Origin of the sequence: Bradyrhizobium xenonodulans (assembly GCF_027594865.1) — a bacterium.
GTDB classification, from domain to species: Bacteria; Pseudomonadota; Alphaproteobacteria; order Rhizobiales; family Xanthobacteraceae; genus Bradyrhizobium; species Bradyrhizobium xenonodulans.
In genome coordinates this window covers 183,134-195,514 of record NZ_CP089391.1, presented here as the reverse complement: position 1 = coordinate 195,514, position 12,381 = coordinate 183,134, and the positions used below count along the sequence as shown (strand labels likewise).

Annotated in this window: 15 protein-coding genes; 10 read left to right on the top strand and 5 right to left on the bottom strand. The window is 65.0% G+C overall.

Features of this window, described 5'->3' with window-relative positions:
* Positions 1–2 precede the first annotated feature (2 nt).
* The gene (hslV, locus tag I3J27_RS00925) at positions 3–563 is read right to left on the bottom strand and encodes an ATP-dependent protease subunit HslV (protein WP_270164282.1); all 561 of its coding nucleotides are present in this window, start codon (positions 561–563) and stop codon (positions 3–5) included.
* 190 nt (positions 564–753) lie between these two features.
* On the opposite strand from hslV, the gene hisB reads away from it, so the two are divergent.
* The 8 genes from hisB (at position 754) to I3J27_RS00885 (ending at position 5,829) form a co-directional block, all read left to right on the top strand.
* Positions 754–1,347: an imidazoleglycerol-phosphate dehydratase HisB gene (hisB, locus tag I3J27_RS00920; RefSeq protein ID WP_270164281.1), complete on the top strand. Its 594-nt coding sequence runs from the start codon at positions 754–756 to the stop codon at positions 1,345–1,347.
* Positions 1,348–1,404: 57 nt separating this feature from the next.
* Positions 1,405–1,935, top strand: coding sequence for a DUF2628 domain-containing protein (locus I3J27_RS00915; RefSeq protein ID WP_270164280.1), 531 nt, complete (start codon positions 1,405–1,407; stop codon positions 1,933–1,935).
* Positions 1,932–2,582 carry an imidazole glycerol phosphate synthase subunit HisH gene (hisH, locus tag I3J27_RS00910; RefSeq protein WP_270164279.1) on the top strand — a complete coding sequence of 217 codons (651 nt, stop codon included), beginning with the start codon at positions 1,932–1,934 and terminating at the stop codon, positions 2,580–2,582. Before I3J27_RS00915 ends, hisH begins: the two co-directional genes overlap by 4 nt.
* On the top strand, positions 2,579–3,316 hold the full coding sequence (hisA, locus tag I3J27_RS00905; RefSeq protein WP_270164278.1) for a 1-(5-phosphoribosyl)-5-[(5-phosphoribosylamino)methylideneamino]imidazole-4-carboxamide isomerase: 738 nt from the start codon (positions 2,579–2,581) through the stop codon (positions 3,314–3,316). Before hisH ends, hisA begins: the two co-directional genes overlap by 4 nt.
* 3 nt (positions 3,317–3,319) lie before the next feature.
* The gene (gene hisF / locus I3J27_RS00900) at positions 3,320–4,096 is read left to right on the top strand and encodes an imidazole glycerol phosphate synthase subunit HisF (RefSeq protein ID WP_270164277.1); all 777 of its coding nucleotides are present in this window, start codon (positions 3,320–3,322) and stop codon (positions 4,094–4,096) included.
* Between the two features lie 79 nt (positions 4,097–4,175).
* Positions 4,176–4,502: a phosphoribosyl-ATP diphosphatase gene (locus tag I3J27_RS00895; RefSeq protein WP_270164276.1), complete on the top strand. Its 327-nt coding sequence runs from the start codon at positions 4,176–4,178 to the stop codon at positions 4,500–4,502.
* Between the two features lie 28 nt (positions 4,503–4,530).
* Positions 4,531–5,487, top strand: a complete 957-nt coding sequence (gene coaA, locus I3J27_RS00890; protein WP_270164275.1) for a type I pantothenate kinase — start codon at positions 4,531–4,533, stop codon at positions 5,485–5,487.
* 102 nt (positions 5,488–5,589) lie between these two features.
* Complete coding sequence (locus tag I3J27_RS00885; protein WP_270164274.1) at positions 5,590–5,829, top strand: hypothetical protein; 240 nt, start codon at positions 5,590–5,592, stop codon at positions 5,827–5,829.
* Between the two features lie 8 nt (positions 5,830–5,837).
* Here I3J27_RS00885 and I3J27_RS00880 read toward each other — a convergent pair whose 3' ends face one another.
* The 4 genes from I3J27_RS00880 to I3J27_RS00865 all read right to left on the bottom strand — a co-directional run bounded on the left by I3J27_RS00880 (position 5,838) and on the right by I3J27_RS00865 (position 11,052).
* Entirely contained in the window at positions 5,838–6,467 is a 630-nt protein-coding gene (locus I3J27_RS00880) for a histidine phosphatase family protein (protein ID WP_270173003.1), read from the bottom strand.
* 103 nt (positions 6,468–6,570) lie between these two features.
* Complete coding sequence (locus I3J27_RS00875; RefSeq protein ID WP_270173002.1) at positions 6,571–8,796, bottom strand: ATP-binding protein; 2,226 nt, start codon at positions 8,794–8,796, stop codon at positions 6,571–6,573.
* A gap of 122 nt (positions 8,797–8,918) precedes the next feature.
* Positions 8,919–9,392, bottom strand: a complete 474-nt coding sequence (locus tag I3J27_RS00870) for a hypothetical protein (protein WP_270164273.1) — start codon at positions 9,390–9,392, stop codon at positions 8,919–8,921.
* 121 nt (positions 9,393–9,513) lie between these two features.
* A complete protein-coding gene (locus I3J27_RS00865; RefSeq protein ID WP_270164272.1) occupies positions 9,514–11,052 on the bottom strand; it encodes a YifB family Mg chelatase-like AAA ATPase in 1,539 nt (512 codons plus the stop codon).
* 226 nt (positions 11,053–11,278) lie between these two features.
* Here I3J27_RS00865 and I3J27_RS00860 point away from each other — a divergent pair, with 226 nt between their 5' ends.
* Entirely contained in the window at positions 11,279–11,524 is a 246-nt protein-coding gene (locus tag I3J27_RS00860; RefSeq protein WP_237860885.1) for a PilZ domain-containing protein, read from the top strand.
* A 79-nt stretch (positions 11,525–11,603) separates the two neighbouring features.
* Positions 11,604–12,377, top strand: coding sequence for a tetratricopeptide repeat protein (locus I3J27_RS00855; RefSeq protein WP_270164271.1), 774 nt, complete (start codon positions 11,604–11,606; stop codon positions 12,375–12,377).
* Positions 12,378–12,381 lie beyond the last annotated feature (4 nt).

Genomic DNA, 12,381 nt, shown 5'->3' with positions numbered 1-12,381 from the left:
GCCTAGCCGGTCGCCAGGCTTTCGATGGTCAGATTGCGGTTGGTGTAGACGCAGATGTCGGCGGCGATGTCGAGGGAGCGGCGGACGATGGTCTCGGCGTCCTTGTCGGTGTCGATCAGAGCCCTCGCGGCCGCCAGGGCGTAGTTGCCGCCGGAGCCGATCGCCATCACGCCGGCCTCGGGCTCCAGCACGTCGCCGGTGCCTGTCAGCACCAGGGAGACGTCCTTGTCGGCCACGATCATCATGGCCTCCAGCCGCCGCAAATAGCGGTCGGTGCGCCAGTCCTTGGCCAGCTCGACTGCGGCCCGGGTCAATTGCCCCGGATATTGCTCGAGTTTGGATTCCAGCCGCTCAAACAGCGTGAAGGCGTCGGCCGTGGCGCCGGCAAAGCCGCCAATGACGTCGCCCTTGCCGAGCTTCCGGACCTTTTTGGCGTTGGACTTGATCACGGTCTGGCCGATCGAGACCTGGCCGTCGCCGCCGACCACCACCTTGTCGCCCTTGCGGACCGTCAAAATCGTGGTGCCGTGCCAGCCCGGCGAGCTGTTTTGGGAATCCTGCATGAAATACCTCGTTGTCCGGCCTGATTTAGTCGGTCAAGACCGACCGTACAACGGGCCGCTCCGGGCCCATTTCGCTCACCATAGGCAGAAGTAGAGGCCCGGCCGGCCGTTCCCGCAGTAGCGAAGGCGTCATTTGGCTGTTAAAAGACCGGCGTTTTCGGTCCAAAACCAGAATGGAAACCGCTTTTCAATGCGCACCGCGACGATCAAGCGCAAGACCAAGGAAACCGACATCGAGGTCTCCGTGAACCTCGATGGCACCGGCGTGGCCAATATCGCGACCGGCATCGGCTTTTTCGACCATATGCTCGATCTCCTCGCTCGCCATTCCCGCATCGACCTCACGGTCAAGGCGGTGGGCGATTTGCACATTGATTATCACCATACCACCGAAGACACCGGCATCGCGCTCGGCCAGGCGGTCAGGCAGGCGCTCGGCAATATGGCGGGCATCACCCGCTATGCCGGCGTGCACATGCCCATGGACGAGACGCTGTCGCGCGTGGTCATCGACATCTCGGGCCGCCCGTTCCTGGTGTTCAAGGCCGAATTCCCCCGCGACAAGATCGGTGAGTTCGACACCGAGCTGGTGCGCGAATGGTTCCAGGCCTTCGCCATCAACGCCGGCGTGACTCTCCACGTCGAGACCCTATATGGCGATAACAGCCACCATATCGCCGAGTCCTGCTTCAAGGGTCTGGCGCGGGCGCTGCGCACTGCGGTCGCGATCGATCCGAAGGCTGTGGGCGAAATCCCGTCCACCAAGGGCTCGCTCGGCGGCTGACCTCTCGGCCGGCGGCACGCGCCGCCTATCACTGAATTCAGAGAACGGGGCATCACCATGCCTGTCTACACAGTTCATGCTCCCTCCCCTGCCGGAGCCGATCTGCGCGCGACCGACAAGTTCGTGTTCGTACGCGACGGCTTCCATTTCTGGGCGATGATCTTCGGCCCGCTCTGGCTGCTGTGGAATAGGCTGTGGCTGGCGCTGATCGGCTATCTGATCTTCGTGGCCGCGTTCAACGCCGGGCTGTCCAGCCTCGGCGTCGGACGCTCGTCGATCTTCTTCGCCGATCTCATCGTCGCGCTGCTGATGGGCTTCGAGGCCTCGAGCCTGCGCCGCTGGACGCTGTCGCGCGGCAAATGGCGTCAGCTCGATGTCGTCGTTGCCGACGACGAGGACACCGCCGAACGTCGCTTCTTCGAGCGCTGGAGTCAGAAGCAGCACGGCATCGTCAACGATCAATGGGCCGTCGACCGCGGCGGTCCGCCGCCGACCCGCGGTGTGCCGGGTCAGCCATTTTCGAATCCGCCGCCGATTCCGGCCGGCGGCATCATTGGGTTGTTTCCAGAACCGGGAGGGTCAAGATGAGCGTCGCCATCATCGATTACGGTTCCGGTAATCTGCATTCCGCCGCGAAGGCGTTCGAGCGCGCCGCGCGCAGCCTCGAAAATCCGCAAAAGGTCTTCGTCACCAGCGATCCGGACCAGGCCTATGAAGCTGACCGTCTGGTGCTGCCGGGCGTCGGCGCCTTTGCCGATTGCCGGCGCGGCCTGGACGCCGTCAACGGCATGGTCGAGGCGATCACCGAGGCGGTGCGTGTCAAGGCGCGGCCCTTCTTCGGCATCTGTGTCGGCATGCAGCTGATGGCGAGCCGTGGCAAGGAGCATGTCACGACGGACGGCCTGAACTGGATCGGCGGCGACGTCGAGAAGATCACGCCGCGCGATGAGAGCCTGAAGATCCCGCACATGGGCTGGAACACGCTCGAGGTGCTGCGCGAGCATCCGGTGCTGAACAAGCTGCCGCTCGGCCCCAAGGGCCAGCACGCCTATTTCGTGCACTCCTACCACCTCAACGTCGCCAACGAGGCGGACGTGCTCGCGCGCGCCGACTACGGCGGGCCTGTCACCGCGATCGTCGCGAAGGACACCGCCATCGGCACGCAATTCCACCCCGAGAAGAGTCAGCGTTTCGGCCTGGCCCTGATCTCGAACTTTTTGCGATGGAAACCGTGATTCTCTTTCCCGCTATTGACCTCAAGAACGGCCAGTGCGTGCGCCTCGAGCAAGGCGACATGGCGCGCGCGACCGTGTTCAACCTCAATCCCGCCGCGCAGGCGCAGAGCTTCGTCGAGCAGGGCTTTGAGTATCTCCACGTCGTCGATCTCGACGGTGCCTTTGCCGGCAAGCCTGTCAATGCGCAGGCCGTCGAGGCGATGCTGAAGGCGATCAAGATCCCGGTGCAGCTCGGCGGCGGCATTCGCGATCTCGCGACCGTCGAAGCCTGGCTCGACAAGGGCATCAGCCGCGTCATCATCGGCACCGCCGCGGTGCGCGATCCCGAACTGGTGAAGGCTGCGGCCAAAAAATTCCCCGGCCGCGTCGCGGTCGGGCTCGATGCCCGCGACGGCAAGGTCGCCGTCGAGGGCTGGGCCGAGACGTCGCAGGTGACGGTGCTGGAGATCGCACAGCGTTTCGAGGATGCCGGCGTTGCCGCCATCATCTTCACCGACATCGCGCGCGACGGTCTGCTCAAGGGACTGAATCTCGATGCGACCATTGCGCTCGCCGACGCGATCTCGATTCCCGTGATCGCCTCCGGTGGCCTCGCCTCGATCGAGGACGTGAAAGCCATGCTGACGCCGCGCGCAAGGAAGCTCGCCGGTGCGATCGCCGGCCGCGCGCTCTATGACGGCCGGCTCGATCCCGCCGCCGCCCTCACCTTGATCCGCGACGCGCGCAGGAGCTGACACATGTTCAAGGTGCGCGTGATCCCCTGCCTCGACGTCAAGGACGGCCGGGTCGTCAAGGGAGTCAATTTCGTCGATCTGCGCGACGCCGGTGACCCCGTCGAAGCCGCCATCGCCTATGATGCCGCCGGTGCCGACGAGCTCACCTTCCTCGACATCACCGCGACCCATGAGAACCGCGGCATCATGCTTGATGTGGTCAGGCGTACCGCCGAGGCCTGCTTCATGCCTGTGACCGTCGGTGGCGGCGTGCGCAAGGTGGACGACATCAAGACGCTGCTGCGCGCCGGCGCGGACAAGGTCTCGATCAACAGCGCCGCGGTGTCGCGGCGCGAGTTCGTCAAGGAAGCCGCCGAGAAGTTCGGTGAGCAATGCGTTGTGGTCGCGATCGACGCCAAGCGGGTCAAGCGCGCGGGCGGTGGCGAGCGCTGGGAGATCTTTACCCATGGCGGCCGCAACTCGACCGGCATCGACGCCATCGAATATGCCCAGGAAGTGGTCTCGCTCGGTGCCGGTGAGATCCTGCTCACCTCGATGGATCGCGACGGTACAAGGCAGGGGTTCGACATCCCGCTGACCCGGGCGATCGCCGACAGCGTTCCCGTGCCCGTGATCGCCTCGGGCGGCGTCGGCAATCTCGATCATCTCGTCGACGGCATCCGCGATGGACACGCCACGGCTGTGCTGGCCGCCTCGATCTTCCATTTCGGGGAATTCACCATCCGCGAAGCCAAGGAGCACATGGCTCGGCGCGGACTGGCCATGCGCCTGGATGCCTGACGACTCCGGTTCATAAAAATGCTAAATGAGCCGTCAGGGACCGGCTCGTCCAGCCGGGTGCATTTTCCGAGTATCCTGTATGCCGCGTTTCACGATCCACGATCTGGCCGAGACCATCGACGCCCGCGCGGCGGCCGGCGGCGAAGCGTCCTATACCCGCAAGCTTCTGGACAAGGGCGCCGAGCATTGCGCCAAGAAGTTCGGTGAGGAAGCAGTCGAAACCGTAATCGCAGCAGTCGAAAACGATCGCGCGCATCTGATCGCCGAAAGTGCCGACCTGCTCTACCACTTCCTTGTGCTGCTCAAGGCCCGCGGCGTAAAGCTGGAAGAGGTGGAAGCGGCGCTGGACAAGCGCACGAATATGTCTGGGTTGGAAGAGAAGGCGTCCCGCAAGGGCGGAAACTAGCTGAGATCGTAACGGAGAAGGCGGCGTCATGGATATCCGCGCACCCGAGCAGCAGTATAATCCGTACCGCGTTTATACGCGCGAGCAGTGGGCGCGCCTGCGTGACGACACGCCGATGACGCTGGAGCCGGGTGAATTCGACCGGCTGCGTTCGCTGCACGATCGCCTCGATCTCAAGGAAGTCGAGGACATTTATCTGCCGCTGTCGCGCCTGCTCTCGATCTATGTCGATGCGATGCAGCGGCTGTATTATGCGGAACGCCAGTTCCTTGACATCCGCGACCGCAAGGTGCCCTACATCATCGGCGTCGCCGGCTCGGTCGCGGTCGGGAAATCCACCACCGCCCGCGTGCTCCAGGCGTTGCTGGCGCGCTGGTCGCCGCGGCCGAAGGTCGAGCTGATCACCACCGACGGATTTCTGTATCCCAATGCCGTGCTCGAGCGGCAGGGCATCATGCAGAAGAAGGGTTTTCCCGAAAGCTACGACCTGCCGCTGCTGCTCGGCTTCCTCTCCGATATCAAGTCCGGCCGCCGCCATGTGCGCGCACCGGTCTATTCGCATTTGACCTATGACATCGTGCCGAACCAGTGGGCCGAGATCGACCAGCCCGACATCCTGATCGTCGAGGGCGTCAACGTTCTGCAAACCGGCAAGCTGCCGCGCGACGGCAAGGCGGTGCCCGTCGTCTCCGACTTCTTCGATTTCTCGGTCTATATCGATGCCGACGAGGCGGCACTGCGGCAATGGTACATCAAGCGGTTCCTGGCGCTGCGCGACACCGCGTTCACCAATCCAAAATCCTACTTCAACCGCTATGCGCTGTTGTCGGACGAGGAAGCCACCGCCACGGCGATCGCGATCTGGGAACGCACCAACCTCGCCAATCTCGAGGACAACATCCTGCCAACCCGTCCCCGCGCGACGCTGATCCTGAAGAAGGGCGCGGACCATACGGTGGCGAGCGTGGCGCTGCGAAGGCTGTAATCGCGCCGGTGGGTGGGGCCCTTTAATTTTTCAGGCTGAGTGTCTTTTGTTGCAGACTGACAAAGGGTATTCCGTTATGGCCTTCGACAACGCGAGGGGCCCATGGTTGATCGTCTCAGAAGCGCGGCGGAACAGCTCGAAGCGCCGACATGCCCGGATTGCCATATCGAGATGAGGTGGTACCGCTCCGAACTGCTCGCGGACGAGCCGGTTCCAATCATCGCGCATCTCTTCGTCTGCCCGCATTGCAAGCGTGCAGCGCAGACGGACACCGTGTTCAAAGGCACCCGAGGACCACCGGATAAGCTCTCTGCGCCGCGTTTTCTTGCTCACGCCGCATAGCCGAGGGCTCACTTGCCGGCCTTGGCAATCCAATCCGCAGGCTTGATGCGCCCCGCAAAGCTGGCCGGGCCGGAACCGCTGGCCCGGTAAACGAAGGCCTCGCCTTCCTGCACGTCACCGGCCTCCTTGCCAAAAGCATCGGCGATGTTCGTCTTGTGGGTGATCAGGAAATTGTTGGTGCCGGCTTTCGGAGGCGAATCGACGAGCTGACGCACGGCCTGCCCGGCCTTTGCATTTGCGCCGGTCGGGTTTGCCATTCCCGACGCGCTGGCATTGCTGCTGTCCGTCAGCGCATCGACCGGCTTGACCTCCTGGCCGGAGATCAGCCTGCCGGCCTCGATCGCGCGGTTCAGCCGGCTGCTGTAGGCATCACCGACCGGGATCGCGAGTTCCTTGACCGCGGTCCCGATCCGGCGCGCCATGTCCCTGCCTTTTTCACTGAGCTGACGCTGGGCGCTCATGTCGTCGAACTTGAAGGGGTAGACATCCTTTTGGCTGTCGTCGGTCGCGGTGTGCCGAAACACCAGGACGTAGCCGCCTTGCGTGAGCGAGGCGATCAGGTCCGGCGTATCGGCTGCGGCGGCTTGGGTGAACCCACAGAGAAGGACAATGGCGGCGAGGCGGCAAAGCACGTTCATGCGCAAATCCTCTATTGCAAATGCCCCGGAGGATGGTGACGTGCCACGCGGTCGATTTCAATTATCGATTGCCGGGCGAGATGAGTTCCCGTGGAACTCTGGATCAGATCGCCGGATGCCGTGAGGCCGCCAGCCCGGCAACCGCCTCTTCCAGCTTGTCGCGATCGAGCGGCTTGATCAGAAATCCGTTCATGCCTGCCTCGAAGCAGGCATAGCGATCCTCCACCAGCGTGTTGGCGGTGAGCGCCAGGATCGGCGTGTGGTGGCCGTCGGTGGCGGCCTCATGGGCGCGGATGCGTTTTGTCGTCTCGATGCCGTCGAGTTGCGGCATCTGGATGTCCATCAGCACGAGATCGTAGGGCGTGCCGGCGGACGACGCGGCGAGCCAGGATTCCAGCGCGGCCTCGCCATGGACGGCGATGACGACGCGATGGCCGAGTTTTGTCAGCAGCGAGCGCATCAACAGCGCGTTGATCTCGTTATCCTCGGCGACGAGGATCGACAGGCCTTTCGCCGGTGTTGCGCTCGCGGTTTCAGCCGGCGGCTCCGGCGCGAGCTCGGGCGAGGCCACCTCCGGCGTCAGCGCCAGACGGGCGGCGAGCGAAGCCGCACGCAGCGGCTTGACCAGAAAGCCGGTGAAGGCCGCGGAGAGTTTTTCATGGCGCGAGCTCGACGTCAGCAGCACCAGCCGCTGCGCCGCATGCGCGCGCGCGACGTCGCCAACATGATCTGCAATCGCAGGACCGATCGCGCGGTCGACCAGCACCGCATGCCAGGAGCGCTCCGGCAGCAGCGCCTCGGCGACCGAAGCATCCGAGACCAGGCAGGTCTGGCCGCCCCAGCGCTCCAGCCGCCGCGCAATCAGCGAGGCCTCGATGCCGTCGGCGATCAAGAGGATCGACTTGCCGGTGAGGTCAGGGCTCGGGAACGCCGTCTGTCCCGCGTCGGTTTGCGATGGCGCGAGCGGGATCGCGACCTCGAAGGTCGAACCCTTGCCCGGCTCGCTCGTAAGGGTGATACGGCCGCCCATGCGCTTGACGATGCGTTCGCTGATGGGAAGGCCGAGCCCGGTGCCGCCATAGGTGCGTGCGATCCGCTCGTCGGCCTGCTCGAACTCACGGAAGATACGCGTCTGCGCTTCGGGCGCGATGCCGATGCCGGTGTCGCGCACCAGGAAGCTGATCTCGTTCGGCCAGATACCGGGTTCGACGATCAGCGCGACGCCGCCGGTCGCGGTGAACTTGATGGCGTTGCCGGCGAGGTTGAGCAGCACCTGGCGCAACCGGGCGACATCGCCGACGACCTCGAGCGGCAGGCGCTCGTCGACATAGGCTGCGATCTCGAGCGTCTTCGCCTGCGCGCGCGGTGCGAGCAGCTCGGTGATCTCTTCGACCAGGGTGGAGAGCGGGAAAGGACGCTGCTCGAGATCGAGCTTGCCGGCCTCGATCTTGGAATAGTCGAGCAGCTCCTCGATCAGCGCCATCAGTGCTTCGCCGGAGGTCTTCACCGCCCGCGCATAGGTCGTCTGTTCCGGTGTCAGCGTGGTGTCGAGCAACAGGCCGCCCATGCCGATGATGCCGTTGAGCGGCGTGCGGATCTCGTGCGAGGCCATCGCCAGGAAGCGCGACTTGGCGCGGTTGGCGGCGTCGGCCTGGTCGCGCGCGTCCGACAGCGCGCGTTCGGTCTCGGTGCGGTCGGTGACGTCCCGTCCGACGCTCTGCAGCTCCGCGGGCTGGCCGGCATCGAGTCGGACATAACCCTCGCGCCAGGCGATCCAGCGCGCGCCGAGCGGAGTTGTGATCCTCTGGTCGTGAATGCGCGTGCCGTTGCTTTCGCGGGCGCTGTCGCCCTGCTCCAGCACGTCGAAGTCGAACCGCGTGCCGACCAGCGCAGTACGCTTTTGTGCTGCGAGCGCGCAATAGGCCTCGTTGGCAAAGGTGATGCGGCCCTGATGGTCACGCAGTACGATCAGATCGCCCTGCTGCTCGAACAGGCTGCGGGCGCGCTCTTCCGCTTCCTTCAGTTCCCAGTTGCGGTCGATCAGCGCCTCGTTGTGAGCGGCCAGCGCGCGCAGGCGCTTGTTGACGAAGCGCAGCCGCATGCTGAGCGTGGCGAGGCCGAGGCAGGCGAGGGCGAACAGGAAGCTCGCGCCGATCGCAAAGGTGTTGGGATCGTAACCGGAATTTTCGGACCGGCTGCCGGAGACGAACCCGTAGGCGCCGCCGAATGTGGCCGAGAAGATCATGAAGGAGCGGATCGCGAAGGCGATGCGGGGATGCTGCCGCCTGAAGCGGCGCATGCGCACCTTGATCCGGAACGTCCGACCCATCGTCACCGACCCCGACTCTTGTCCGAAACCCCGCCGCCGGCTGCGACGATGTCTCGCCGACCTTGCGAACAGCTTGAGGCTTTGGTTCGGCCTCCAAACAGGGTTAGCGAGTTCTTAATGCCTCAAAGCGAGGCGGCCTGGAGCCGGAGCGGGCGTTGGCCGCCATGGGCGCCGACGATCAGGGCTGCCGCCTCGCGCTGGGAGAACGTCTTCGAGCGCACATAGATGCGGTAATCGGCCGGACCGTCGGTGGAGAGGTAAATGACCGGTCCGCCGTCGACCGGTTGCGCGGCAATGGTGATGAGACGTGTCGCCGGATTTGCCTGGCAGGAGTCGGGTTCAGAGCCGAGGCCGTCGTCGACGACCGCGAAGTCCGCGGCGTCCGGATCGTCGGTGATCTGAACCCGCACCGTGGCCCGCGACAGATCGTCGGTGAAGGCGACATGGACGCCGGCCGTCCAGAACAGGGAGGTCAGCTCGACCGAGGTGTCGCCCAGCGCGATGCAGGGATGCGAGACCGCTCCGACCTCGCTGCGGGCGAACACCGCGGCGGCCAGCAGGGGAACAACCGAGGCCAGGATCTTGAAACGCAACATGACACTCTACTCGCCGGGCCACTTGGGAACTGTCCCCACGAACTCATGTCGGGACTCATGGGCCTTATGGTTTGCAGAGCGTAAAGGAAACTCGTTACCGCCGGGTTGATGCGCGCAATGATCAGGCCAGTTGGCGCACATCCTCCGCGAGTGCGCGATAGGACAGCGCTTCGGCAAGATGCAGACGGCCGATCTTGTCGGCGTTATCCAGGTCGGCGAGTGTGCGCGCCACCCGCAGCACGCGGTGATAGCCGCGCGCCGACAGCCGCATGGTCTCCGCGGCGTCGCGCAGCAGTTTCTGCCCCTGCGCATCCGGCTTGGCGATGTTCTCCAGCACCGAGGCGGGGGCTTCGGCATTGGTGCGGACGTTGGGCAGTCCCGCATCCGCATAGCGCGCGAGCTGGATGTCGCGTGCCGCCGCCACGCGCGCGGCGACCTCCGCAGAGCCTTCGGCCGGCGGCGGCAGGATCAGGTCGGCCGCGGTCACCGCCGGCACTTCGATGCGTAGATCGATGCGATCCATCAGCGGGCCGGAGATGCGCGCCTGGTAGTCGCCGGTGCAGCGATCGATACGGCCGCGCTTGCAGGCATAACCGGGCTCGAACGCGTTGCCGCAGCGGCAGGGATTCATCGCCGCGACGAGCATGAAGCGCGCCGGATAAGTGACGCGGTGATTGGCACGGGACACCGCGACCTCGCCGTTCTCCAGCGGTTGCCGTAGCGAATCCAGCACGCGCGGATCGAACTCCGGCAGCTCGTCGAGAAACAGCACGCCCTGATGCGCGAGCGAGATCTCGCCGGGCTTTGCCCGCATGCCGCCGCCGGTGAGCGCGGCCATGCTGGCTGAGTGATGCGGCGAACGGAACGGACGCCGCGCGGTCAGCGCTCCGCCTTCGATCTCGCCGGCGACGGAGGCAATCATGGAGACTTCGAGCAATTCACCCGGCGACAGCGGCGGCAGGATCGAGGGCAGGCGTGCCGCCAGCATCGACTTGCCGGCGCCGGGTGCACCGATCATCAGGAGATGATGCCCGCCGGCAGCCGCGATCTCCAGCGCGCGCTTGGCGCTCTCCTGGCCCTTGATGTCGCGCAGATCGAGCGTGGAGGCAGCGGCCTCGTGCACGCGCGGCGAGGGCCGCGACAGCACCTGCGTGCCCTTGAAATGATTGGCAATCTGGATCAGCGACTGTGCAGCGATGATCTGGATGTCAGGGCTCGCCCATGCCGCTTCCGAGCCGCAGGAGGCCGGGCAGATCAGACCTTCCTCGCGCACATTGGCGCCGATCGCGGCGGGAAGAACGCCGGCGACAGGCGCGATCGAGCCGTCGAGGCCGAGCTCGCCAAGCACGGTAAAGCCTGTCAGCGCATCCGGCGGGATCGCACCGATTGCGGCCATCAGCCCAAGTGCGATCGGCAGATCGTAATGGCTGCCTTCCTTCGGGAGGTCGGCGGGCGCGAGATTGACGATGATCCGCCGCGCCGGCAGCGCCAGCCCTGAGGCAATCAGCGCCGAGCGGACCCGCTCGCGGGCCTCCGACACCGCCTTGTCCGGCAGGCCGACGATGGCAAAGGCCGGCAGGCCCGGTGCGACCTGCACCTGCACGTCGACCGCGCGGGCCTCGATCCCCTCAAAGGCGACGGTAGAAACCCGCTGAACCATGCTCGAACCAGCCTGCCCTCTTGCACAATCGAGGGTAGCAGAGCTCGATCTTCCCTGCAAGAACAATACGAGAACGAACCTGAAGGCCCGTAAAGCCCTAAGAGGTCGTAAACAGCACGGAGACACTACGCCTCGAATGCGAACGGCTCCGCTCAGCACATCCCAACGAATGTTCGCTACTGCTAGGGTGCGGGATGGGCCGTGATCTAACGGGTGAACAATTCAAATGCTTGCAAATCGCCGGAGAAGCGAACGTCGGGTGTGCAGCCGGCTCGCCAAGATTCACCTTGGCGCGGGCTCGCTGCCGCGGGACTGCACCATCACGGATATCTCGGATGGCGGCGTGAAGGTGGTGGCGGAGTTTCTGGAGGTGCCGCCGCAATTTACCATCATCTTCGCGCCCGACTATTCCCGCCAGTGCCGCCTGCGTTGGCGCATCGGCTGCGAATTCGGTGCCGAGTTCACCGATTGAACCGGACCGGCGCGGCTCCTTAACGGGACTTTAGCGTTAATCGGTAAGCATCTCTGATCAGTCGCCGAGTGATCAGAGTATGTCCAAGCGTTCGTCCGTTGCCTCTTCCCCGGCGAGATATCTGTTCTCCGCGCTTCTGATGCTAGCCCTCGGCGGCTGCCAGACCACGAGCCTGGAGGACGTCACCGGCGCGCTCGGCGGCAAGTCGGAAACGGCTGGCAAGGCCGACCCGAAGCCCGACATGGACGCGCTTCGCGAGCGCTATCGCGCCAAGCCCGGTGATCCCGAGGTCGCTCTCGAATACGGCAAGGCACTGCGCGGGACCGGCCAGCGCGCCCAGGCCGTCGCGGTGATGGAGCAGGCCGTGCTCAACCATCCCAACAACAAGGCGCTGCTCGCCGGCTACGGCCGGGCGCTCGCCGACAGCGGCAATTTCCAGCAGGCTTTCGACGTGTTCGGCCGCGCGCATTCGCCCGAGGATCCGGACTGGCGCATCCTGTCGGCGCAAGGCGCGGCGCTCGACCAGCTCGGCCGCAACGAGGAAGCCCAGCAATATTATGCGAGCGCGCTGAAGATCGTGCCCGAAGAGCCGCAGGTTCTGTCCAATCTCGGCCTGTCCTACATGCTGCAGAACAATCTGCAGCGGGCCGAACAGGTCCTCGGGCGCGCCCATCAGCGTAATCAGAACGACGCGCGGATCCGCGCCAATCTCGCGCTCGTGTTGGGATTGCAGGGCCGCGAAGCCGAGGCTGAAATCCTTGTGAAGGCAGATTTGCCGCCGGACCAGGCCGCGGCCAAGGTCACGGCGCTGCGGCAGTTGCTGGCGAAGAAGCAGCAGCGGGCGGACAAGTAGTCCG